General features: G+C 68.2%; 24 protein-coding genes and 1 tRNA gene. 12 read left to right on the forward strand and 13 right to left on the reverse strand.

Translation table 11 applies throughout. The annotated features are described in order from the left end of the window. Window positions 1-58: 58 nt before the first annotated feature. From ACIBL3_RS04975 to ACIBL3_RS04985, 3 genes are all read right to left on the reverse strand, one after another. Window positions 59-1,252: a DUF1700 domain-containing protein gene (locus ACIBL3_RS04975; protein WP_396351851.1), complete on the reverse strand. Its 1,194-nt coding sequence runs from the start codon at window positions 1,250-1,252 to the stop codon at window positions 59-61. Beyond that, the gene (locus ACIBL3_RS04980; RefSeq protein ID WP_396351852.1) at window positions 1,249-1,578 is read right to left on the reverse strand and encodes a PadR family transcriptional regulator; all 330 of its coding nucleotides are present in this window, start codon (window positions 1,576-1,578) and stop codon (window positions 1,249-1,251) included. Before ACIBL3_RS04980 ends, ACIBL3_RS04975 begins: the two co-directional genes overlap by 4 nt. 347 nt (window positions 1,579-1,925) lie before the next feature. Further along, a complete protein-coding gene (locus ACIBL3_RS04985) occupies window positions 1,926-2,453 on the reverse strand; it encodes a hypothetical protein (RefSeq protein ID WP_396351853.1) in 528 nt (175 codons plus the stop codon). 118 nt (window positions 2,454-2,571) lie between these two features. Between ACIBL3_RS04985 and ACIBL3_RS04990 the strand changes: the two genes are divergently transcribed. After that, window positions 2,572-3,498 carry a helix-turn-helix domain-containing protein gene (locus tag ACIBL3_RS04990; RefSeq protein WP_396351854.1) on the forward strand — a complete coding sequence of 309 codons (927 nt, stop codon included), beginning with the start codon at window positions 2,572-2,574 and terminating at the stop codon, window positions 3,496-3,498. Between the two features lie 9 nt (window positions 3,499-3,507). Here the strand turns inward: ACIBL3_RS04990 and ACIBL3_RS04995 are convergent, their stop codons facing one another. Beyond that, complete coding sequence (locus ACIBL3_RS04995) at window positions 3,508-4,431, reverse strand: RNA polymerase subunit sigma-70 (RefSeq protein ID WP_396351855.1); 924 nt, start codon at window positions 4,429-4,431, stop codon at window positions 3,508-3,510. Between the two features lie 133 nt (window positions 4,432-4,564). Between ACIBL3_RS04995 and ACIBL3_RS05000 the strand changes: the two genes are divergently transcribed. Beyond that, window positions 4,565-5,281: a DUF899 family protein gene (locus ACIBL3_RS05000; protein WP_396351856.1), complete on the forward strand. Its 717-nt coding sequence runs from the start codon at window positions 4,565-4,567 to the stop codon at window positions 5,279-5,281. Window positions 5,282-5,386: 105 nt separating this feature from the next. On the opposite strand, the gene ACIBL3_RS05005 is transcribed toward ACIBL3_RS05000, so the two are convergent. From ACIBL3_RS05005 to ACIBL3_RS05025, 5 genes are all read right to left on the reverse strand, one after another. Beyond that, entirely contained in the window at window positions 5,387-5,713 is a 327-nt protein-coding gene (locus ACIBL3_RS05005) for a hypothetical protein (protein WP_396351857.1), read from the reverse strand. 131 nt (window positions 5,714-5,844) lie between these two features. After that, complete coding sequence (locus ACIBL3_RS05010; protein ID WP_396351858.1) at window positions 5,845-6,957, reverse strand: methyltransferase domain-containing protein; 1,113 nt, start codon at window positions 6,955-6,957, stop codon at window positions 5,845-5,847. A 142-nt stretch (window positions 6,958-7,099) separates the two neighbouring features. Beyond that, entirely contained in the window at window positions 7,100-7,924 is an 825-nt protein-coding gene (locus ACIBL3_RS05015; RefSeq protein WP_396351859.1) for an MvdC/MvdD family ATP grasp protein, read from the reverse strand. 2 nt (window positions 7,925-7,926) lie between these two features. Then, the gene (gene tgmA / locus ACIBL3_RS05020) at window positions 7,927-8,217 is read right to left on the reverse strand and encodes a putative ATP-grasp-modified RiPP (RefSeq protein ID WP_396351860.1); all 291 of its coding nucleotides are present in this window, start codon (window positions 8,215-8,217) and stop codon (window positions 7,927-7,929) included. Window positions 8,218-8,307: 90 nt separating this feature from the next. Next, complete coding sequence (locus ACIBL3_RS05025; RefSeq protein ID WP_396351861.1) at window positions 8,308-8,658, reverse strand: hypothetical protein; 351 nt, start codon at window positions 8,656-8,658, stop codon at window positions 8,308-8,310. Window positions 8,659-8,756: 98 nt separating this feature from the next. On the opposite strand from ACIBL3_RS05025, the gene ACIBL3_RS05030 reads away from it, so the two are divergent. After that, window positions 8,757-9,917 (forward strand): helix-turn-helix domain-containing protein, encoded by a 1,161-nt coding sequence (locus ACIBL3_RS05030; protein WP_396351862.1) that lies wholly within the window; start codon window positions 8,757-8,759, stop codon window positions 9,915-9,917. A gap of 964 nt (window positions 9,918-10,881) precedes the next feature. Here ACIBL3_RS05030 and ACIBL3_RS05035 read toward each other — a convergent pair. Then, the gene (locus ACIBL3_RS05035; RefSeq protein ID WP_396351863.1) at window positions 10,882-12,825 is read right to left on the reverse strand and encodes a Xaa-Pro dipeptidyl-peptidase; all 1,944 of its coding nucleotides are present in this window, start codon (window positions 12,823-12,825) and stop codon (window positions 10,882-10,884) included. A gap of 145 nt (window positions 12,826-12,970) precedes the next feature. Between ACIBL3_RS05035 and ACIBL3_RS05040 the strand changes: the two genes are divergently transcribed. The 3 genes from ACIBL3_RS05040 (at window position 12,971) to ACIBL3_RS05050 (ending at window position 15,978) form a co-directional block, all read left to right on the forward strand. Next, the gene (locus ACIBL3_RS05040; RefSeq protein WP_396351864.1) at window positions 12,971-13,984 is read left to right on the forward strand and encodes a LacI family DNA-binding transcriptional regulator; all 1,014 of its coding nucleotides are present in this window, start codon (window positions 12,971-12,973) and stop codon (window positions 13,982-13,984) included. Window positions 13,985-14,018: 34 nt separating this feature from the next. Next, complete coding sequence (locus tag ACIBL3_RS05045; RefSeq protein ID WP_396351865.1) at window positions 14,019-14,921, forward strand: 1,4-dihydroxy-2-naphthoyl-CoA synthase; 903 nt, start codon at window positions 14,019-14,021, stop codon at window positions 14,919-14,921. A 79-nt stretch (window positions 14,922-15,000) separates the two neighbouring features. Further along, the gene (locus ACIBL3_RS05050; RefSeq protein ID WP_396351866.1) at window positions 15,001-15,978 is read left to right on the forward strand and encodes a hypothetical protein; all 978 of its coding nucleotides are present in this window, start codon (window positions 15,001-15,003) and stop codon (window positions 15,976-15,978) included. Between the two features lie 48 nt (window positions 15,979-16,026). On the opposite strand, the gene upp is transcribed toward ACIBL3_RS05050, so the two are convergent. Next, the gene (upp, locus tag ACIBL3_RS05055) at window positions 16,027-16,668 is read right to left on the reverse strand and encodes a uracil phosphoribosyltransferase (protein WP_396351867.1); all 642 of its coding nucleotides are present in this window, start codon (window positions 16,666-16,668) and stop codon (window positions 16,027-16,029) included. Between the two features lie 104 nt (window positions 16,669-16,772). Between upp and ACIBL3_RS05060 the strand changes: the two genes are divergently transcribed. The 5 genes from ACIBL3_RS05060 to ACIBL3_RS05080 all read left to right on the forward strand — a co-directional run bounded on the left by ACIBL3_RS05060 (window position 16,773) and on the right by ACIBL3_RS05080 (window position 19,719). Then, complete coding sequence (locus tag ACIBL3_RS05060; RefSeq protein ID WP_396351868.1) at window positions 16,773-16,943, forward strand: hypothetical protein; 171 nt, start codon at window positions 16,773-16,775, stop codon at window positions 16,941-16,943. A gap of 108 nt (window positions 16,944-17,051) precedes the next feature. Next, a complete protein-coding gene (locus ACIBL3_RS05065) occupies window positions 17,052-17,549 on the forward strand; it encodes a tRNA adenosine deaminase-associated protein (protein ID WP_396351869.1) in 498 nt (165 codons plus the stop codon). Between the two features lie 31 nt (window positions 17,550-17,580). Beyond that, entirely contained in the window at window positions 17,581-18,009 is a 429-nt protein-coding gene (locus ACIBL3_RS05070) for a nucleoside deaminase (RefSeq protein ID WP_396352305.1), read from the forward strand. 13 nt (window positions 18,010-18,022) lie between these two features. Next, window positions 18,023-18,113: transfer RNA gene (locus tag ACIBL3_RS05075), tRNA-Ser, on the forward strand. A gap of 94 nt (window positions 18,114-18,207) precedes the next feature. Continuing rightward, window positions 18,208-19,719, forward strand: a complete 1,512-nt coding sequence (locus tag ACIBL3_RS05080; protein ID WP_396351870.1) for a potassium/proton antiporter — start codon at window positions 18,208-18,210, stop codon at window positions 19,717-19,719. A 2-nt stretch (window positions 19,720-19,721) separates the two neighbouring features. On the opposite strand, the gene ACIBL3_RS05085 is transcribed toward ACIBL3_RS05080, so the two are convergent. Together ACIBL3_RS05085 and ACIBL3_RS05090 are read right to left on the reverse strand one after the other, a co-directional pair. Continuing rightward, window positions 19,722-20,285, reverse strand: coding sequence for a LytR C-terminal domain-containing protein (locus tag ACIBL3_RS05085; RefSeq protein WP_396351871.1), 564 nt, complete (start codon window positions 20,283-20,285; stop codon window positions 19,722-19,724). A 29-nt stretch (window positions 20,286-20,314) separates the two neighbouring features. Continuing rightward, window positions 20,315-20,608: a type II toxin-antitoxin system VapB family antitoxin gene (locus ACIBL3_RS05090; protein ID WP_132149481.1), complete on the reverse strand. Its 294-nt coding sequence runs from the start codon at window positions 20,606-20,608 to the stop codon at window positions 20,315-20,317. Window positions 20,609-20,766: 158 nt separating this feature from the next. On the opposite strand from ACIBL3_RS05090, the gene ACIBL3_RS05095 reads away from it, so the two are divergent. Next, window positions 20,767-21,471: a peptidoglycan-binding protein gene (locus ACIBL3_RS05095; RefSeq protein WP_396351872.1), complete on the forward strand. Its 705-nt coding sequence runs from the start codon at window positions 20,767-20,769 to the stop codon at window positions 21,469-21,471. Window positions 21,472-21,546 lie beyond the last annotated feature (75 nt).

Below are 21,546 nucleotides of genomic sequence, written 5' to 3' on the forward strand. Positions count from 1 at the left end.
TTCCTCACACACGACGGGCGACAAGGCCGTCACCTTAGTGTGTGGTGAGGTTCACTGTTCAGCGAGTGGGCTGGACGGTCAGGGTCACGCTCGGGCGCGCGGTCGGCGTGGTGCTCGCGCTTGGTGTGGTGCTTGGTGTGGTGCTTGGCGTGATCGTGGTGGCCGGTGCCGGTGGCGGGGAGAACGAGGCCTTGTCGGAGTTCTTGCAGGTCTGCGGCTCCATACTGGACCCGTCGTCGATCATCACCGGCAGCGGGAAGCTGTTGCTGGTGGCGTTGGCGTTGGCGAAGTAGGTCGCGCAGTCCTGCTTCTGCAGGCTGATCGGGGAACCGTTCTGGTCGTACAGCCGGACCGGCACCTGCTTGCCCTGGGCATCGAACGGGTAGATGTTGTCGATCGGCGTGCCGTTCAGGACCAGGCCGACCTGGTACGCCGACGCCGGCGTGCTGCGGTAGTCGTCGTACCCGTTGAGGAAGCCGAACGACGCGCCCATGTAGGCGGCCGCGAGGAAGGCCGGGACCGCGACGGCCGCGACGACGTTGAGCGGTACGACGTACCAGAGCCAGCGCGCGTCCTGCTGGGTCTTGCGGCCGATCCAGATCGACACCGCAGCCCCTGCCAGCGCGCCGACCACCGTGACCGCGCCGGCGCCGAAGAGCGCGAAGAACCCGCCGCCGCCGATCGCTCCGCGGGCGACCCACCAGACCGGTTGGCCGATGGTGACCAGCTCGCGGCGGACGTTCGGTGGGATCTGGTCGACCAGGCCGCGGACGGCCTCGGCGCCCTTCGCGCCGCGGGGTGTCTCGAGCACGATCTGCGGATCGTGGCCGCGGAGGGAGCGCACCCCGAGGTAGGCCGCGGCGAACAGCACGCCGAACCCGAGGACCCCGAAGAACAAGGTCTCTTCGTGCGACCAGGCGAAGATGCCGACGGCAACGAAGAACGGTCCCACGGTGGCTGCGATCAGGCCCCAGCGCAGCGCCTTCCGGCCGGCCTCGCGATCCGCGACCGGCTGGGTGCGGGGCGGGTACCCGGCCGCAGTCCGCAGCTCGTCGGCGTACTCCCGCGGTGTGCCGAGGCGCTCCTGGAGGTCCATGGTGGTCGGCTCGTGCTCGAACTCGGCCGCCACCTCGGTGAGGTGACCGCTGACGTCCTCGAGCACGTCCTCCAGCTCACCCGGGGGCAGATCGCTCAGTTCGGCCCGCACCTGAGCCAGGTAGATCGCGACGGCTCCGGTCAGGGTGCTGTTCACGCGGCCTCCTTCTCCGACAGCAGCACCGACATCGTGTCGGCGAAGTGGTTCCAGGTCTTGGTCGACCGGGCCAGCATGTCCAGGCCGGTCTTGTTCAGCCCGTAGTACTTCCGGTGCGGCCCCTCCTCACTGGGCTGCACGTACGACGTCAGCGCCCCGGCCGCGAACAGCCGCCGCAACGTCCCGTACACCGACGCGTCCGCGACATCCTCCAACCCGGCCTGCCGCAGCCGCCGCAACACGTCGTACCCATACCCGTCGGCCTCCCGCAACACCGCGAGCACCGCCAGATCCAGCACACCCTTGAGCAACTGACTCGTATCCACACCAACCTCCCAGTGCTACACCGACCACACTACTACACAATACGCAGTACTCCACAACACAGCACCTGGGCCGAGGTGGTTGCAGTGGACTGTGGTCGCCCCACGCGCCCGCTACGCCCGCTCGTGCCTCGCGTGCTCGCCGGCCGCTCCCACCCACCCGCAGGTCAGCGCGCTACCGCGCGCGTTGGCGGGCTGCCGCCCGCATGCCGACCACACCGTGGTCCCGTGCAGGCGTAGACCCGAAACCCACCGTGCTAGCGGCAGGAAGAGCGGAGCCGTGGTCAGCGCCCGCAGTCCATCGTGGTTGGTCGTCTCTGCGGCGACTCGGCAGTCGCCTCGTGCACCCGCTACGCCGTCGGCTTCTCCGGCGTGCTGTCGTTGCCTGCATTGGTCGGCAGAGGTGGCTGCGAGAGCAGTTCGATGCGGCGGCGGAGTTGGCGTGGGTAGTACAGGCCAAACCACAGCATCAGCGCGGCCGAAAACGCGAAGATCAGAGCCCAGAGCGAACCTGATCGCGCAGCGCCGACGGCGTTGATCGCCATCACCGCGCCGATCGCTGTCCTGATCCTGGGGCCCGGGACCCAAGTGGATGAGTCGAGGTCGTATGAGGCGATCCGAAGTGCCGCAGCGCGGACTTCGGGGTCGGACGGCACCGGTCCCCGCTGGGCAGCGCGCCGCGCGAGCTCCAGTTTCTCGGACGGCAGATCGCCTTCGACCTCCGCGCGTTCTCGTCGCCACCGCGGCTCGGCCCACCACATGCCGATGGCGAGCATGACTCCGCCTAGCGCGGCAAAACCACCCGTCTCCGCCCAGCTGGCCCCACCGGTCTTCAAGGAGAGGCCGGTCGCCACCGCGCCGCTCAGGCCGAACAACACGGATCGGCGCCACCCGGAGAACCTCTGCACGGGCCAATCATGCAGATCGGCGCCTCGGTGCGCCAGATCAGCAATTTCGATCAAGTCGGGTGGGGTGGGGAGGGGGCACAGTGGGGGCATGGTGGATGTGTTCGAGGAGTTCGTGGCGGTGGTGGCTGAGGGGTTGGGGGCGCCGGGCGAGCTGGTGGGCGGGGTGGATCTGGCCGGGCAGGTGCATCTGTCGCGGTTCCACTTCGACCGGGTGATCGGGGCGGTGGCGGGCGAGTCGCCGTACGCGTTCCGGAGGCGGGTTCTGCTCGAGCGGGCGGCGTACCGGCTGCTGGCGGAGGACTCGCCGGTGCTGGATGTTGCGGTCGAGGCCGGGTACGGGTCGCACGAGGCGTTCACCCGGGCGTTTGTGCGGGCTTATGGAATGTCGCCGCGGGAGTGGCGGCGGGAGTCGTCGCGGGTGTTCTTCCTGTCGGCTCCGAGTGGGGTTCATTTTCAGCCGCCGGCGGGTCTGCGCCTGCCGGCCAGGAAAGAGGTGAGAGGTATGGACGTACTGGTCAGGATGGTCGAGCACCACGTCTGGCTGACCGGCGAGATGATCGAGCGCGGCGCCCGCCTGGACGCGGCCACGCTCGACCGGCCGATCGAACTCTCGGTGGAGGGGATCGACGACGCGATCTCGATCCGCTACCTGCTGGACCGCCTGGTCTGGCAGGAGGAGATGTGGCTGGCGTCGGTCGAGGACCGCCCGTTCCAGGTCCCCGAGTGCGGCCGCCAGGTGGTCACCCCGATCCCGGAGCTGCGCGAACGGCACGCCGACGCCGGCTCCCGCTTCGTTGCTCTGGTCAACCAACTGAACGACGAGGGCCGCTTCGACGAGTCCTTCGTCGACACCACCTGCGAACCACCGCGCGTCTTCACGTACGGCGGCATGGTCGCGCACGTACTCACCTTCGCCGCCCACCGCCGATCCCTCCTGATCGGCGCCTTCTACACCGCCGGCATCACCGACCTCGGCTTCGGCGACCCCATGCACCACGTCGCCGAAGGCAGGTAGTCGCTTCGATCACGAGGCGTCCAGCCCGATACTCGCCGGCATTCCGAACGCTGCGACGTGGTGGGCTCCGACGAAGGCGTTGCTCGCCACGATCCGTCCGTTCGCGATCGTGAGTACGTCGACGACCGTTGCGTCGTACCGGTCGCTGCCGGGGTGGCGGAGGTAGCAGATCAGCGCGGGCCGGCCGTTCGCGGCGGACGTGAACGTGCGCCAGTCGAGCGGCCGGCCGAGGAACTCGGCCGCCGCCTCGCGGCCCACGACCGGTGGCTCCGGCGGCATGGTGATGCGGACGTCCTCTGCCAGCAATTCCCGGAAGCTGGCGGGATCCGTCGCGGCGGCGTAGCGCCGCAGGATCTCCTCGTCCGCGCTCGTCAACGCCGGCCTGCGCCAGTCCCGGGGATCGCCTGGCGCATAGTGTCGGATGGTCTTCCGGGCCCGTTGGATCAGGCTGTTCACGGCCGGTACGGCGAGCTCGAGCCCGTCGGCGATCTCCGCCGGAGTCCAGCCGGAGACGTCACGCAGTACGAACGCTGCTCGCTGCCGCGGCGGCAGGTACCTCAGCGCGGCGATCAGCGCGAGCTCGACGGTCTCCCGGGCCACCAGGTCCGACGGTGGGTCCTGGCCCAGCAGCGAGTCGGGGTACGGGCCGATCTCGGTGGACCACTCCATCGGGTCACCGACGGGCAGGGTCCGCCGCTCCGCGGCCTTGCGGTGGTCGAGGTAGACGTTGGTGGCGATCCGGAAGAGCCAGGTCCGGACCGACGCCCGTCCTTCGTACTGCGCACGGGAGCGCCAGCCGCGCAGGAAGGTCTCCTGGACGAGGTCGTCCGCGTCGGCGACGTTCCCGGCCAGGCGGTAGCAGTGCGCGTGCAACGGCCGCCGGTGCGCCTCGAACGTTTCCCGGAACCACACCTCGTCCGCGGTGCTCGCCATCCGCTCGGACCTCCTCCCGCCGGTACGCCGCCGCCGATAGGCCTCGGTACGCCGTCGCCGAAAAGTGCGATGACGATCCGCCGGCTCGCTCGTCCGTATTCATAACACCGGACGAGCACATCTGGAGAGCCCCATGACCGCACTGCCGCCGATCGTCGACCGCGAGACTTGGTGCCGCGACCGCCGTACCCTCCTCGATCGGGAGAAGGCCCACACCCGCGAGGGCGACGCGATCGCGGCGGCACGGCGCCGGCTGCCGATGACCGAGGTCGACGCCTCCGCCACCCTGATCGGGGAGAGCGGCCCGGTGTCCTTCCTGGACGTCTTCGACGGTCGCGACCAGCTGATCGCGTACAAGCACATGTGGCACACCGGCGCGGGGATCGAAGGCCAGTGCTCGGGCTGCACCGCGAGCATCTTCGACGTCCACGACGCCAGCTATCTCAACAACCGGGGCGTGTCCTTCGCCGTCTTCTGCGAGGGGCCGTGGGAGGAGATCGCGCCGTTCCGCGAGTTCATGGGCTACACGTTGCCGTGGTACTCGATGCTCGGTGTCGACGACCACGGCGTCGGATCTGGCCTGATCGACGAACCGGGCAACATCGCCTGCTACCTGCGCGACGGCGATCGCGTCTTCCTCACCAACGAGACCGTCGGCCGGGGCGTCGAAACGATCATGCTGCAGGCCCACCTCCTGGACCTCACGGTCTACGGCCGCCAAGAAGCCTGGGAAGACTCCCCGGCCGACTGGCCCCAACACCCCACCGGCACCTGGTGGACGAAATCCGGCCGCCCCGTCCCCCAATGGACCAGGCCAGGTTCAGCTCGGCTGGGAGTCAGGGGACTGTGAGTACTGCCGGTGCGTCGGGGGTTGTGAGGGCGTGACGGTAGATGGCGGCGACCTCCGCAGCGGGCGTGGAGTGCGGGATGTCCCAGTCCGGCGGAATGCTCTCGGTCACCCATCCCGGCGCCACGACATGCGCCCGGATCCCGTCGGGCAACTCCCGCCGCGCGCCGTGACGAAGGCGGCCAGCGCGGCGTTGACCGCCGTACCTCCGGATCCGCCCTCCAGGTTGGGCGCCGCACCACCTGTCAGCAGTACGACGCCACGCGTCATCAGCCCCGCCGCCACCCGAAGCGCCTCGATCTGCCCGAACAACTTCCCCGCAAAGTCCGCCTGCACCTGCGCCGGCGTCAACTCCCCCAATGCCCGCAACGGCGTCCCAGGCCCCAGACAAATCAACGCCTCAAACGGCACCAACTTGCCCAAAGCAACTTCCACCCCCTCGACCCCACTCAAATCCACCCCAGGCTCCGACGACCGCGACACCCCCACAACCTCATGCCCCTCGGCCCGCAACGCCGCACCAACCGCCCCACCCAAGATCCCCGAAGCCCCAACAATGACAATCCTCATCCTCCATCACTACCACGCGGGAGAAGCTCGTGAACTGGGTCTGTGAGGTCGTCGAGGAGGACGTGCTGGTGTTTGGTGGAGATATCGAGCCGGTAGCGAACACGCTCGGGGCTGCCAGCGTCGAGCCACACATCGTGCGTGAATTCGACGTCGTCCCACAGATTGCGGGCACCGCCTTGGGTGACTGTGCCGCCGGCGAGGCGCGCCCACGACCCGTCTGGGTGAAAGGCGATCGCGGCCGACTCAAGCTGCATCGTCCGTACATCTGGTTGGGTGAGATCGAGCCAGAAGCGGGCGTTGTTGTCCCGGTAGATCGTGGTGTCGTGCGTGTAGTTGCGGGTCGAGCCGGCCGCCCTCGTGGCGGCTTCGATCAGGTCGGCGACCGCGATCTGTTCGGGATGATGGCGTAGCGGCATGAAGTAGGCGGGCGTGGGGAGGAACGCGCCGCTCGCCGTTCCGTCGCCATGCTTGACAACGCGAGCAACTCCGGCGCCAAGTGGGGTGACGACAACGCCGCCGGTCTGGAGCTGTTCCAGCCAGGCGGACGGCATGTAGTCCAGGCGGCAAGTCGCGATGATCCGGTCGTACGGCGCCCGACCAGGGAAGCCGTCGACGCCATCAGTTGCCACTAGCAACGGGTGGTAGCCGGCCGTCGCGAGGTACCGTCGGGCGTCGTCGACTGACTGTGAGTCGATATCGACGCTCACGACTCGTGCGTCACTGAGGCGCTCCGACAGCAAGGCGGCGTTGTATCCGGTGCCGGTCCCGACCTCCAGGACGGTTTCGTCACCGGACAGGTCGAGCGCCTCGAGCATCGCCGCCATCAGACTCGGCGCCGTGGAGGACGAGGTGACGTCGTCTCTTGTCACCAGGTGCGTATCCGAGTAGACCGTGCTCAGCCAGTGGTCTCCGGCGGACGCGTCGACCTTGACTGACCCCACGCTGGTGTTCTGGTAGAACCGCGGAACCAAGAGGTGCCGCGGGACCGCCCGGAACGCCGCTCGCCAAGCCTCATCCGTGATCGCACCCTCCGCCACGAGCGACTCAACCAGTTTGCCCCGCAGCTCCACGGCCTGCTGATCAACCACCTGCTGACTAGACAGACTCATCGGCTGCTGCACTCCAAGAACTCGGCGATCGCCAGTGCGATCGGTTCACGCAGGTGTGGGACGTATGCCCACTGACCGTTGGGATTGGCCTCGATGAACACCCAGCCATCACTTCCGACGCGGAAGTCCAGTGCGGCGAACGTCAGCCGCAGCCTACCCAGCAACTCGAGCGTCGCGGTTCTGATGGCGACGGGACGCTGACCGGCACGTAGCTGACATCCTCGTGATGAGCCCGGATGTCGATCGGCCCATCCGGGTTCGTGGGATGAATTTCGGTGGCGAACACCTGGTCGCCGACCACTGTCATGCGTACGTCGACGCCGTCGACCAACTCCTGGAACAGGTGCGCGGTGACCGCGATACCGGGATCGCTCCAGAGTTCCTCGGCCACCTCGGCGGTGTACAGGACGCCGCTGCCAAGATCGTCGTCGACGGTGATCATCGTGGCCAGCGACTTGGTGATGATCCTGCCGCCGACTTGTATGGCGAACTCGCGTACAGCGAACGGGTCATTCGTCACCAGCGTTTCTGGGGCTCGTAGCCCGCATCTGGCGGCAACGGCAAGCTGATAGGGCTTCATGCGCGCATCGGCCATGGCGCCTGGATGGTTGAGCCACGTCACCTCAGCCAGGCCGGCCAGGACTCCGGACAGGCCGTGGCGGGCCTGCGCCGTGACGAAGTCCCGATCGTGCTTCGCCGTACCGTCTGGGACCCGGAACTCCGATGGACGCCGGTAGTAGACAGCCCGCACGGATCCCAAGTCGATCCCCCGGAAGGCACCGGTCATCGATCCTCGCCAGGACCCCGCTCCGGTCCCGAGGCAGGCTGTCATCCGCATAGCCATGGGGAAGTTGCCGGGGTCGCATCGCACGAACGGTGTGCCACGAACATTGAGCATGCTCAGTACGACGTCGGCGGTCGGATCATCGTCGTGTGTAAGCACCAGGATCCGTGCAGGCTCGTTCACAGCTACTTGTCGTCCGTGGCCCAGTCGACCGTGAGGACGTCCTTGCCGTCGGACTCGAACGACGTCATCGTCGCAGCCATCGGCATCACCTCGCTGGCTGGCAGGCCATCCACCACGCCGACCTGACGTCGCGGACACAGCGTGACTTGTGGCCGACTGAACCGCGGCCGCCCAGGCGAATAGTCCACAAACCGCAGCCCAAACGGTCGCACCACAGACGGTTTGGGCTGCGCGGCACCGCTGCCGCCCGGATCAACCGTGCTGACCGGAAATCGATCGCGATCTCTCCACATACGTTTCTCCCTCTGAATGTTTGCATCTGGCGGACCAGTTGGTGGGCGGGACTGGCGCGGATCCACGAATCGACACGCCGGCCCCGCTGCTCAGGTGGTGGCTCGGCTGCAGAGCACTGGCGCGTGCAGGGCCGCCTCGAGTTGCTTCTGTATCGCGATTGGATGGCCGAAGACCGAGAAGTGCACGAGGCTGGGAACAGCGATCGCAGCGGCCTTGTCGTCGAGGACTGCCGTCACGAGCGCCCTGAGAGCATCGGGTGCGGTCTCCACCCGTTCCATGAAGATCTTGCCGAGCCGATAATCGTTCTTCTCGGCGAACGCCTCGAAACCCGCACGGATCTCGGCTTTCTCGGTGGCTGTCATCAGGAGGTACTCGCGAAAGTACCCGTGCATCACCGGCAGGTCTCTTGCTACGTCCGGGGCGAGTGCGTCCTTGGCCATGCACCCACCATGATGGGTAGCCGTCTGATTACGGAGTGTTCGCCTGTATTCCCCGGGAAGAGGCGACAGGAATACGGACGGCGGGAGACACTGGCTTCATGACGTTCGGCGATCGGGTGCGTGAGTATCGCGACCATCGGGGGTGGTCGTTGGGGGATTTGGCGCGGGCTACGCATTACAGCCGGGGGCATTTGAGCAACGTCGAGAATGGGCGGAAGGCGCCGACGGAAGAGCTTGTGCGGGCGTGTGACAGGGCGCTGCGGGCCAAGGGTGAGTTGATTGGTGCGTTCGAGACTGAGGCCGTTGCTCGGCTGGACATGACGCCATGGGAGACGGCTGAGTTGGTGCAGCGGATGCAGGCGAGTGACACGACCGCTCGGACGCTCGAGACGCTGCATGCGACCGTCGAAGAGTTGTGTTGCCAGTACAACCGGCGTGATGCGTTGGAGCTGCGACGGGAGGCGCACACCTGGCTTCAGCATGTTGCCGAGCTCTTGCATCGGCCGAGCGGGCTGAAGGCGCATCAGGAGTTGTTGGTCGCCGGCGGGTGGCTGGCACTGCTCGCTGGGTGCGTCGAGTACGACCTCGGGTTGCGTTCGGCGGCGGAGGCGACGCGTACGGCGGCTGTCCAGCTCGGCGTCGAGGCGGAGCATCACGAGATCGTCGGATGGGGTCATGAGATGACCGCCTGGTTCGCGCTGACGCAGGGGAGGTTCAGGCAGGCGGTCGACGCGGCGCAGCGGGGACAGGAGGTTGCGAAGTTCTCCAGCGTCCACGTCCAGCTCATCGCCCAGGAGGCGAAGGCCAAGGCGCGGCTCGGCGAGTCGGGTCTCGGGGATCTGCTCGAATCAGGCCGCGCGATGCTGGAGCGCCTCCCGTATCCCGATCGGCCGGACAATCACTTCAAGGTCGATCCGGCGAAGTGGGACTACTACAGCATGGACGTCCACCGGATCGGCGGGGACAACGACCGTGCTCGCACGCACGCTCAGACGGTCATCCGGGACAACATCGCGCCGGACGGTACAGAGCTGAGCCCGATGCGGATCTCGGAGTGCCGGTTGACACTCGGGTTCGTCGCGGGCCGAGAAGGCGACCTCGAACAGGCGGTCGGCCTGGGCCTAGACGGACTCCGGGAGGGTCGGCAAAGCCGGGTCCACCTGATGATGGTCGCCGGCGAACTGGACCAGGAACTCCGGTCGCGCTACCCCACAGAGAGCCAGGTACGCGACCTGAGCGAGGCCCTCCGAGCCGTCTGACGGCGCCCACATGGTCTGCAAGTCGGGGATGCCGCATGAACCGGTGGGCTTGAACAGGCTATTGCGGCTCTGGTGTTGGATGTGTGGGTCGCAGAAGTCCTGCTGTCCCCGTGCAGGTTGGTGCGCCCGCCGCAGCAGCCCTGCCTGTCCCCGCGCGGGGTTCGTGGACTCGCCCCAGCAGTCCTGGAGCCGCTGGCTGGCGGGTTGTTTCACCGCTGCCCTGCTGCAACCCGCCAGCGACCACCACAACCAGCCAGCCGCAACTGGAGCCGCCGGCCCCAGCCGCAGCCGCTGGCCGCGATCGGCACGCGTGTCAGCCGCGGGATGTGAGCTGGATGGGCACCGCATGAACCTCTGGCGGGGCGGCCGGTCAGTCCGGATGCTGGCCGGTGCGGGAGAAGGCGGGGAGAAGGCGGGGGCTTGAACACCGTCTGGTGGGTGCGGACAGGACATAACAGGTCCCCGCCCACCACTTCCTGTCCAAGCCCCCGGTGACTGCCCAACTCCCGGCAACTGTCGAACCCTCCGGCGCCTGTCCCAGCCCCTCGGCGACTGTCGCACCACTGAGGCCGGCATCGGGCAAGGGGGCGGGCGGTTGGACAGGAGGTGTCCCGGGGCTGGGTAGTGCACCTGAGCGTGGCCGTCTGCGGGGTGTACGGCGGGACGCGGTGCACTACCTGTCGAGCTGCACGTTGACCCGACGTGCCCGCATCACCCACACATCCAACACAAGGGCCGTTATTGCTTGTTCAGGGCAACTGGATGGCCTCCAAGGCCACTGTCCATGACCACGGTGGTGGTCCATGGCTCGGCAACCGCGTGAGGTCACGCATGCAGGTGGGCTGTGGTATCCACGGGCCGGCGGGACCACGGGGTAGTCGAAGGCGGGCGGCAGCACGCGCCCTGTGGTGGGTGGGTGCGGTGGCGAGCGGGCGACGTAGGAGCTCGCGTAGCGGCGCGTGGGTTAGTTCTCTTGGTCGTGGAGGTCGGGGCGGTGGGTGGGGGTGGTGATGTCTACCTGGATGGGTTGGGGCTTGGTGGGGGCGGTGAGTTTGCCGGAGGTGACCGGGAGGTTGAGTTTGGAGCCGGCGAGGTCGATGTCGATGGTGGCGCCGGTGTCGTTGGGGGTGGTCCACTCGGTGTCGCTCAAGGTGACGGCGAGGCCGAGGATGCGGCCCTTGGGGATGACTTCGTCCTGGGCGCGGAGGGGGACGGTGACGGTCGACCACTGGCCGGGGGTGAGCGGGGTCGGCTTGCTCAGGGAGTTGCTGTGGGCGGCGTCGATCCAGCCGCGGGAGACGATGCCGTGGTCGCTTTCGGTGGTGAGTTTCTCGACCGTGAAGTAGCAGGCGTCGTCGTACTCGGTGCTCTCGCCTTCACAAGTGCTGTCGTCGGTACGGCGGATGCCGGAGAACCGCTCGGCCTCGCCGTACTCGATCAGCCGGGCAGTGACGGGAGTGGTCGTCGAGTCGGCCTTGATCTTCAGCGTGACCGACGCCGTCCCGCTGATCCGGATCGGCGCCGGGAGGGGTGCGGACAGGAACATCTGCCGGCCGGCGATCACCTGGGACGGGTCGGAGACGATGTCGTCCTCGGTCAGGTCCGGCTCGTCGGTGACGGTGACGGTTCCCTTGCCGGCAGCACCCAGTTTGCCGGCGGACAGCGGGACCGGCATGGTGCGGTTCACGGCCGGCCAGGTCTTGTAGTCGCGCCAGACGTCGGGCGCCGTCTCGATCGACGCCATCGGCTCCTTCATGACGCCGTTCTGCAGGCCCTGGAGCCAGTAGTCGAACCACTTGTGCAGCTCGTCCACCCACTTGTCGCGGCGGAACTCGAACGGGTCGACGTGGTCCTCGAGGCCGAGCCACAGCTTGCGCGGCACCTTATTCTTGGCGAGCGCGGTCCACCACTGCGAGAAGTGGTTGGTCTGGACGTTGTAGTCGCTCAGCCCGTGCGTGATGAAGACCGACGCCTTCACCTTGGACGCGGTCTTCAGATAGTCCCGCTCGGCCCAGAACGACGTGTAGTCGCCGGTCTCGTCGTCGTCGTTGTCCCCGAGGTCAGCCCGTACGGCGTCACACGCGGGCGAATCGTGGCCGACGTACCCACCGAGCCAGGGCATGTAGTCGTCGGAGTACGGCACGCCGCCGGAGCGGGTGTAGTCGTACCAGGACGAGATCGCGGAGATCGGGACGATCGTCTTCAGGCCGTTGACACCGGTCGCGGCGACACCGTTGGCCAGCGTGCCGTCGTACGACTTGCCGATCATGCCGACCGCGCCGCTGGACCAGGTCGCCTCGACGTCCTGCCCGTCCGCGGTGTGCGCGGTGTTGCGGCCGTTCAGCCAGTCGATCACGGCGACGACGGAGTCGATCTCGTCCTTGCCGCCGACGTCGCCGCAGCCGGTCGACCGGCCGGTGCCGACGATGTCGACGCCGACGACGGCGTACCCGCGCGGGACGAAGTAGTTGTCGTAGAACAACGGCATCTTCTGGATGACGCCGTTCTCGTCGTACGTCTTCTTCTCGCTCTCGTTGCCGCGGCCGCAGCAGGAGTAGTACGGCGACGCGTCCATGATGACCGGGATCCGCAGGCCGCTCAGGTCGGTCCCGCGGGGCCGGACGATGTCCACCGCGACGACGTCGTTCTGGCCGTCGGAGTCCGTGTCCAGCTCGGTGTCGACGTAGACGGACTCGCGCAGCGCGTCGGCGTAGTCGTAGACCGGCTGCGTGCTCTTCCGGGCGGCATCGACGTACGGCGGTGTCGCAGGCGTCGGCGCGGGCGCCGCGGCACCGGGCGCACCGGGGTCATCCGGCATCCGTGCTGCGGTGGCGGTACCGGTAACGGACCCCAGGCAGAGCACGGTGGACGAGACCAGGATCGTCACCCTGGCGCGGACGGTCGTCATGGCTGGGAAGGCTAGTCACTCCCGAGGTCCAACGCCAGGTTCTACCGAGATTGGCAGCCACTTCCGTGCAACGCAGAGTAATGGTGGACTGGTTCCGATAAGGTGACGGCCACCACCCAGGGGGAGCGTACGGAAGGGTAGGCCAGTGAATCTGCGAGCACCGGTGACATTGCTGGACGTGGCACAGCGCGCGGGTGTGTCGGTCGCGACCGCTTCTCGCGTGCTCAACGGCGGGGACCGGGTTCCCCGTCCGGAGCTGCAGGAACGGGTCAAGGCCGCCGCGGACGAGCTCGGGTACACGCCGAACGCGCAGGCCCAGGCCCTGGCCAAGTCGTCGACGAACGTGGTCGGCATCCTGGTGCACGACATCGAGGACCCGTACTTCGCGGCGATCGCGAACGGGGTGATGCGGGCGGCCGACGAGCGCGGACTGCTGGTGATGATGGCGAGCACGTTCCGTGACGCGGATCGGGAGATTGCTTATCTTTCCTCGCTGCGTGCCCAGCGGGCCCGGGCCGCGGTGATGATCGGCAGCCGGCGGACCGACCCCGACAGCCTGGCCCGGACGGCGAATGAGGTCGAGACGTTCCTGAACTCCGGCGCCGGCCTGGCGCTGGTCAGCCAGTCCGGGATGCCGGCGCACACCATCGAGCCGGACAACCGGGCCGGCGCGGCGGAGTTGGCCCGGTCGCTGGTCGGCCTCGGCTGGCGGAAGTTCGCCGTACTTGGTGGACCGGACACGCTGGCGACCGCGAAGGACCGGCGAGAGGGTTTCGTCGCCGGGCTGGCGGAGGCCGGGCTGCAGCCGGTCGCGGTCGAGGCCGGCGAGTTCACCCGGGACGGCGGGCACGCCGCCGCCGGGGAGTTGCTGGACCGCAAAGTCGACGTGGACTGCGTGTTCGCGGTGAACGACGTGATGGCGGTCGGTGCGATGTCCGCGCTGCGGGCGCGCGGGGTCGACGTACCGAAGGATCTCGGCGTGGCCGGGTTCGACGACATCGCGACGCTGCGGGATGTGTGGCCGGGGCTGACCACGGTCCGGCTGCCGTTGGAGCAGATGGGCCGCCGGGCGCTCGAGCTCGCCATCGAAGGCGGTGAGGCGACGACCGAGACGTTCAAAGCCGAAGTCGTCCTGCGCGAAAGCACTGCCAGGTCCTGAAAAGCACTGCCAGGTCCTGAAATATGCTCGCAGGGTGACCGTCTCCGAGATTTTCGACGCGTCGGCCTGGAAGCAAGTGGACGGGTTCGACCTGACCGACATCACCTACCACCGCGCGGTCGACGCCGGGGTGGTACGGATCGCGTTCAACCGGCCCGAGGTGCGCAATGCGTTCCGGCCGCACACCGTGGACGAGTTGTACCGGGTGCTCGACCACGCGCGGATGTCGACCGACGTCGGCTGCGTGCTGCTGACCGGCAACGGGCCGTCGCCGCGGGACGGCGGCTGGGCGTTCTGCTCCGGCGGCGATCAGCGGATCCGCGGCAAGGACGGTTACAAGTACGCCGAGGGGACCACCGCCGAGAGCATCGACCCGGCGAAGGCCGGCCGACTGCACATCCTCGAGGTGCAGCGGCTGATCCGCTTCATGTCGAAGGTCGTGATCTGCGTCGTACCGGGCTGGGCAGCCGGTGGCGGGCACAGCCTGCACGTGGTCGCGGACCTGACCCTGGCGTCGGCGGAGCACGCGCGGTTCAAGCAGACCGACGCGGACGTGGCGTCGTTCGACGGCGGGTTCGGGTCGGCGTACCTGGCCCGGCAGGTCGGGCAGAAGTTCGCCCGGGAGATCTTCTTCCTCGGTGACGAGTACAGCGCCGAGGACGCCTACCGGATGGGCATGGTGAACAAAGTGGTGCCGCACGCCGAACTGGAGGCGACGGCGCTGGAGTGGGGCAAGAAGATCTGCGCCAAGTCGCCAACAGCGCAGCGGATGCTCAAGTACGCCTTCAACCTGATCGACGACGGCTTGGTCGGCCAGCAGTTGTTCGCTGGCGAGGCGACCCGCCTGGCCTACGGCACCGACGAGGCCGCCGAGGGGCGCGACTCCTTCCTCGAGAAGCGCCCGGCCGACTGGTCGCCGTACCCGTACGCGTTCTAACGCTGATCGCTGAGCAGTTATCAGAAAATTCTGTGCGAAGTGGTGACAGTTCGCGGTAAGGCGCTTACGGTCGAGCGCTATGGACAACCTCTCCCGTCGTGGGTTGCTCAGTGGCGCCGGTGCGGTTCTCGCTGCCGGTGCGCTGGGCACATCCACTGCCTCCGCCCGCCCGGTCCGTAGCCTCTCCCTGCCGCCGACGAAGCGCTTCGCGCTGGATGGTCCGGGCGGCGAACTCTTCCGCAGCAAGCCGCTGGCCGACGTCACCGTCATGCAGTCGCTCGCGTTCGACGGTCTGAACCAGCGGCTCTACACCGGCCAGTTGCGGTCGGGTACGCCGGGAACGAGTGGCGACCTCACGCTGACCCAGTTGAGCCTGACCGGCGACGTACTCGGGCGGATGTACCTGCTCGGGTTCGGCCACGCCGTGTCGATCGGAGCCGAGTCCGTCGGGCGTACGACGTACCTGTGGACCGAGACCGACGTGGACACGGCCAACGGGCGCGGGCGACAGATCGCACGCTTCCGCTGGCAGAACGGGCTCACGCTGACCAAGGACTCACCCGGTCTGCGGAAGTGGAAGCCCGTTGAAGCCGGCGCCGTGTTCACGCCCTCGGTGGATCAGCGCTACGGGCGGCTCGGCGTGCGCTACTCGTTGCCGGACGGCATGCACATCAACGTGTACTCGCTGGCCGCGGCTCGCGCCGGCAACTTCTCGAACCCGCTCGTGTCCTTCAAGCAGCCGCCGATGACGGCCGGCATCGACTTCCAGGGCTGGGCGCTGCACGGCTCGTACGCCTACCTCTGGGAGGGCGAGGCGTACGCCGGAACGCCCGATCCGGCCCTGGCGACCTCGAAACTCTGGTGCTACGACATGAACTCCGGCCAGGTCGTCGAATCGGTTCGCGTCCTGGACGCCCCGGAGCTCACGCACCGCGAGGCCGAGGGGATCGGTGTCTACACCGACGCTTTCGGACACTCCCGGCTGTGCTTCGGCTTCGCCTCCGGCGTCGCCGGCGACCGCCGCGCCAACATCTTCTACCGAACCCAACTCGTCTGAGACCGGGTCAGATCCGTTGCTTCCTGCAACGGATCTGACAACTTCCTCTTACTGCGCAACGCCGTAGAGGCGGTCGCCGGCGTCGCCGAGCCCAGGGACGATGTAGCCCTTGTCGTTGAGGTGCGAGTCCATGCCGGCGATGACGAGGTTGCACGGTACGGCGAGCTCGGCCAGCTCACGCTCGATCCGCTCGACGCCCTCGGGCGCGGCGAGCAGGCAGATCGCGGTGATGTGGTCGGCGCCGCGGTCCACCAGGAACTGGATCGCCGCGGCGAGCGTGCCACCGGTCGCCAGCATCGGGTCGAGCACATAGCACTGGCGTCCGGACAGGTCCTCCGGCAGCCGCTCGGCGTACGTCGACGCGGTCAGCGTCTCCTCGTTGCGGATCATCCCGAGGAACCCGACCTCCGCGGTCGGCAGCAGCCGGCTCATCCCCTCCAGCATGCCCAGGCCGGCGCGCAGGATCGGGACCACGAGCGGCTTCGGCGAGGTCAGCTTGACGCCCTCCGCCTCGGCGACCGGGGTCTGGACCGAGACCGGCCCGGTGCGGACGTCCCGGGTCGCCTCGTAGGCGAGCAGCGTGACGAGCTCCTCGGTCAGCCGCCGGAAGGTGGGCGAGTCCGTGCGCTCGTCCCGCAACGCGGTGAGCTTGTGGGCGACGAGCGGGTGGTCCACGACGAGGATCTGCATGGCCGGAACGCTACCGTCGGCGATTCGCGGCGGGAAAGCTCGCTCGCTGTCAGACTGAAAAGTGCACCGGATCCGCCCTGCTCGCCCCAACAGGGAGTACGCCGATGACCGAGAGCGCCGGTAAGTCGCCCGAACAGCTCGACCGCCTGCGCCGGCGTGCGGCCTTCCTGCGTGAGCTGGACGAGGCGAAGGCGCTGAGGGACCGGATCGCACCGCGGCGAGCCCGGGTCAGGCAGCTTCGGGAAGCTATGCGCAGAGCGACGTACCATCACTGATCGTCAGGTCTACTGATGACCGGGGCGGTGGGGTGGGAGTGAGTATCTGATACCGCGTCGAAACCCGAAAACCTCCCGTGCGGGGCGCTTCTCTGCGACGATGAACCGGTGTCTGATGCCACGGCAGGGCCGATGACCACCGACCTCGACTTCGCGGTAGCCGCCTACACCGAGGACGGGGTCTGGACCGTCACACCGCTGGTGCTACGCGGTGAAGCCGACCTGTCCACGCTGGTGTCTGCGCTCCGGCGCTACCCGGGCGAGGCCGGCGTGCTGGGGATGATCTCGGTCGACGAGGACTTCTTCGTCCTGCTCCGGGTGATCGGTGGCCGGGCCCGGCTGCTGATCTCCGACGTCACCGCGGCGACCGAGTGGCCGCTGGCCCGGCAGGTGGTCGACGAGCTCGACATCCCGCTGGCCGATGACGACGACGAGCAGGTCCCGGCCGGTGACCTCGCGATCATCGCCGACCTCGGGATGAGCGCGATGGACCTGGGCGCGTTGTGCGACGACGTCGACCTCTACCCGGAGGAGATGCTCGAGGAGATCGCCGAGACACTTGGGTTCGGCAACCAGTTCCACGAGGCGATCGAAGCCATTGGTTAGCCCGGCGGTGCAGCGCGAGTGGGCGCGGCTGATGACGCTCGCGCTGGCGGAAGGCGAGAAGGCGCTGCCCGACGTACCGATCGGGGCGATCGTGGTCGACGCCGACGGCGAGGTGATCGGCCGCGGTCACAACGAGCGCGAGACCACCGGCGACCCGACCGCGCATGCCGAGGTGGTGGCCATCCGGGAGGCCGCCCGGCACATCGGCGAGTGGCGGCTGACCGGCTGCACTCTGGTGGTGACGCTGGAGCCCTGCACGATGTGCGCGGGTGCGATCGTGCTGTCCCGGCTGGACCGGCTGATCTTCGCGGCGTACGACGAGAAGGCGGGCGCGGTGGGGTCGCTGTGGGACGTCGTCCGGGACCGCCGGCTGAACCACCGGCCGGAGGTGATCGGCGGGGTGATGGCCGACGAGGCGGGTGCGCGGCTGCGCGATTTCTTTATCGGGCACAGACCTTGATAAGGTCACCGGCGGTGGCGTGTCCGAGCGGCCGAAGGAGCGCGCCTCGAAAGCGCGTGACGGGCAACCCCCGTCCGAGGGTTCAAATCCCTCCGCCACCGCCAACCACCCTTTAGGGTGGAGCAAGGCCGAAGACCCTGATGCTGTGTGATGCGTCAGGGTTTTCGTCTCTCGGGACCTGAGCGGGAAGGCCCCAACGTGGACGTTTCGGAGCTGGACCGGATTTTGCTCGCCGGGGCGGCGGTGTTGCTGGTCGCGATCGTCGCGATCCGGCTGACCGGGCGGTTCGGGCTTCCGTCGCTGCTCATCTACCTGCTGATGGGGCTGCTGCTCGGCGAGTCGGGGCCGGGCGGGATCCACTTCGAGGACGCCCAGCTCGCGCACGCTCTCGGGTTCGCCGCGCTGGTGGTGATCCTGACCGAGGGCGGTCTGACCACCCGGTGGAACGAAGTACGGCCGGTGATGCCGCTGGGCGTCGTACTGGCGACGCTTGGGGTCGCGGTCAGCGTGGGGGTCGTCGCCTGTGTCGCGCACTACGTCCTCGGGCTGGACTGGCAGACCGCCGTACTGATCGGAGCGGTCACGTCACCGACCGACGCGGCAGCGGTCTTCTCGGTACTGCGCAGAGTCCCGATCAAACCGCGGTTGCGGGGTGCCCTGGAAGCCGAGTCCGGGCTGAACGATGCTCCGACCGTGCTCCTGGTCACCCTGGTCAGCACCGGCGAGGTCGGCGAGAAGGGGCTCGTGTACTTCTCCGGCCTGGTGATCTACGAGCTCGTGGTCGGCGCCCTATTCGGGTTCGTGATCGGCTGGCTCGGCGTCGCCTCGATCCGCCGGGTCGCGCTGGGCTCGGCCGGTCTGTACCCGCTGGCCGTCCTGTCGGTGGCGATCATCTCGTACGCCGGTGGCTCCGTACTGCTGCACGTGTCGGGGTTCGCCTCCGTCTACGTGACCTCGCTGATCCTCGGGCGGGCCGAGTTGCCGCACCGGATGGCGACCCGGTCGTTCGTGGACGGGATCGCCTGGCTGGCCCAGATCGGGCTGTTCGTGATGCTCGGGCTGCTGGCGTCGCCCGACCGGATCGGGTGGGACGACGTCGTGGTCGCGCTGGTGATCGGGGTCACGGTGACGGTGGTCGCGCGGTTCGCCTCGGTCGCCCTGTCGGCGGTGCCGTTCCGGCTGCCGTGGAACGATCAGGCGTTCATCGCCTGGGCGGGGCTGCGCGGGGCCGTCCCGATCGTCCTGGCGACCATTCCACTGGCCGAGGGGGTGCCGCACGCCGACCGGGTGTTCGACGTGGTCTTCGTGCTGGTGCTGCTGTTCACGCTGCTCCAGGGCCCGTCCCTGCCGTGGGTGGCCAAGCGGCTCAAGGTGCTCGACGAGAACGCGTCGTACGAGGTGGACATCGACGTGGCGCCGCTGGAGTCGCTCGGCGCCGACATGCTCCAGGTGCACGTGCCGAGCGAGTCCCGCCTCGCCGGTGTCGAGATCGGCGAACTGCGGCTGCCGGGCGGGGTCTCGGTCTCCCTGGTCATCCGCGGCGACCGCGCCTTCGTCCCCGACCTGCGGACGGTGCTCCGGGCCGGGGACTCACTCCTCGTCGTCGCGCCCAGCCCGCTCCGGGACCAGGCCGTACGGCGGCTCCGCGCAGTCTCCCGCGCCGGCCGTCTGGCCGGCTGGTTCGGCGAACGCGGCCGCGAACCCCGCTGAGGTCAGTTGGGGTTCTGGCCCGACGGGATCGGCTGCGGGGTGTGGATGACCGGGAGGCAGACGGTGGAGTCCGGGGCGACGGTGACCGAGGGTAGGCCCTTGGGTTTGAGGGCGGTGTAACCGGCGCCGACGACCAGGTCGACGGTGTGGTCGGTGCGGCCGTCGCCGATGATCAGGGCCGTCTGCCGGAGCTGGCCGGCCAGTAGGAGCAGCTCGGGGGAGTCGTCGGCCGCGCCGCGGATGGCGACGACGTCGATCTTGTCGCCCTTCGGCTCGTTCGCGATCTTGGCCACGTGGAACCCGCGCTTCCGCAGCACCTCGGCGACCGAGGCCGCCGTACCCGCCTTGGCGCCGCCGTTGTAGACGTTCACCACGACCTGTTTCGGCACCAGCCGGTTGTTCGGCAGCTTCTGCTCGACGCAGGTCGGCTCGGCGCTGCTGTTGATCAGCGAGTTCCAGCCCCACCAGGCGCCGCCGACCAGCACCGCGAGCAGGATCACCATCGTGATCGGCGTCCGCCAGTGGATCCGTGAGTGCGGCCGCGGTTGCGGATGGATCGCGGTCATTGGCTCAACCCCCCGTGAGCAGCCATGGTTCAGTCCACGACCAGGACCCTGGCGTGTAGTACCGAACGCTGCTGCAGCGCGGCCCGGAGGGCACGGTGCAGCCCGTCCTCGAGGAACATCTCACCTTTCCACTCGACCACGTGGGCGAACAGGTCGCCGTAGAAGGTGGAGTCCTCGTCGAGCAGCGCGTTCAGGTCGAGGGTGCCTTTCGTCGTGACGAGCTCGTCCAGCCGCACCTGCCGTGGCGGCAGCGACGACCAGTCTTTCGGCTTGAGCCCGTGGTCCGGGTACGGCCGTTCCTCCCCGACGCGCTTGAAGATCACCCCTCGAAGTCTAGCGGGGGTACAGGTCTTGCGAGAGGTCGTGAATGTCACCGGAACAGTCCGGACTGGCGACTCAACCTTTTGGGCACGATCAGCGTCACAAGGGGCAGGGACAGGTGGGGCGTGTCCGCGCGACCCACGGATTGGGGAGTAAACGCATGCGAATTCTTTCCAAACTCGGAGTCGCGGCCGCCACGATCGCGCTCGTCGCCGCCGGTACGGCGCTGCCGGCCGACGCGCTGACCGTGACCCAGACGAAAGCCGCACAGACCCGGCTGAACCGGCTCGGCTGTACCGCCGGACCGGTCGACGGCATTGTCGGCATGATGACCAAGGCCGCCACGGTCCGCTTCCAGTCCGCGAACAGGCTCACGCAGACGGGCTACTTGAGTGGGACGACGTACTCCCGGCTGATGGCGAGCACGGCCAAGCGGTGTGACGTCCGGCCGGTGCCGGCCCTGTCCGGGAGCGGTCGCCGGCTCGTCATCAGCCAGTCGCAGAACTGGGTCTGGCTGATCGATGCCAGCGGCAAGGTCGTCCGGCAGGGCGGCATGATCGACAACCCGCTGTACCTGAGGGCCGGGACGTACACCACCGGCCCGAAGTGCGGCCGGGCGGGCCGGATCCGGCAGAATACCGACGGCGGGTCGCTGTACCTGAACTACTTCGTCCGGTTCGCCCCGTGCGGCATCGGGTTCCACCAGATCCCGACGTACAAGTCGACTGGCCGGCAGATCCACGCCGACTACCTGCTGGGCACGAACTACAAGGCCTCCCACGGCTGCATCCGGGTATCGGCCTCGATGGCGGCGACGATCTGGTCGTTCACGGCCACGTCCGTCCGCGTCGTGGTGATGCGCTGACGTCCTGCTGTGCCCTCAGGTGTGGATAACTCTCGCGACCACGTCTGAGGGCACTAGCATGCGCAGCGGGTACTT

It is taken from the genome of Kribbella sp. NPDC050124, assembly GCF_044460355.1.
Lineage (GTDB): Bacteria > Actinomycetota > Actinomycetes > Propionibacteriales > Kribbellaceae > Kribbella.

What these genes read in the sequence shown, in the direction of transcription:
- ACIBL3_RS04990 (WP_396351854.1), top strand. Translation starts at nt 2,572, where the DNA reads ATGGTGGATGTGTTCGAGGAGTTCGTGGCGGTGGTGGCTGAGGGGTTG.
- ACIBL3_RS04995 (WP_396351855.1), bottom strand. Translation starts at nt 4,431, where the DNA reads ATGGCGAGCACCGCGGACGAGGTGTGGTTCCGGGAAACGTTCGAGGCG.
- ACIBL3_RS05000 (WP_396351856.1), top strand. Translation starts at nt 4,565, where the DNA reads ATGACCGCACTGCCGCCGATCGTCGACCGCGAGACTTGGTGCCGCGAC.
- ACIBL3_RS05010 (WP_396351858.1), bottom strand. Translation starts at nt 6,957, where the DNA reads ATGAGTCTGTCTAGTCAGCAGGTGGTTGATCAGCAGGCCGTGGAGCTG.
- tgmA (WP_396351860.1), bottom strand. Translation starts at nt 8,217, where the DNA reads ATGTGGAGAGATCGCGATCGATTTCCGGTCAGCACGGTTGATCCGGGC.
- ACIBL3_RS05025 (WP_396351861.1), bottom strand. Translation starts at nt 8,658, where the DNA reads ATGGCCAAGGACGCACTCGCCCCGGACGTAGCAAGAGACCTGCCGGTG.
- ACIBL3_RS05030 (WP_396351862.1), top strand. Translation starts at nt 8,757, where the DNA reads ATGACGTTCGGCGATCGGGTGCGTGAGTATCGCGACCATCGGGGGTGG.
- ACIBL3_RS05035 (WP_396351863.1), bottom strand. Translation starts at nt 12,825, where the DNA reads ATGACGACCGTCCGCGCCAGGGTGACGATCCTGGTCTCGTCCACCGTG.
- ACIBL3_RS05050 (WP_396351866.1), top strand. Translation starts at nt 15,001, where the DNA reads ATGGACAACCTCTCCCGTCGTGGGTTGCTCAGTGGCGCCGGTGCGGTT.
- upp (WP_396351867.1), bottom strand. Translation starts at nt 16,668, where the DNA reads ATGCAGATCCTCGTCGTGGACCACCCGCTCGTCGCCCACAAGCTCACC.
- ACIBL3_RS05060 (WP_396351868.1), top strand. Translation starts at nt 16,773, where the DNA reads ATGACCGAGAGCGCCGGTAAGTCGCCCGAACAGCTCGACCGCCTGCGC.
- ACIBL3_RS05070 (WP_396352305.1), top strand. Translation starts at nt 17,581, where the DNA reads ATGACGCTCGCGCTGGCGGAAGGCGAGAAGGCGCTGCCCGACGTACCG.
- ACIBL3_RS05085 (WP_396351871.1), bottom strand. Translation starts at nt 20,285, where the DNA reads ATGACCGCGATCCATCCGCAACCGCGGCCGCACTCACGGATCCACTGG.
- ACIBL3_RS05095 (WP_396351872.1), top strand. Translation starts at nt 20,767, where the DNA reads ATGCGAATTCTTTCCAAACTCGGAGTCGCGGCCGCCACGATCGCGCTC.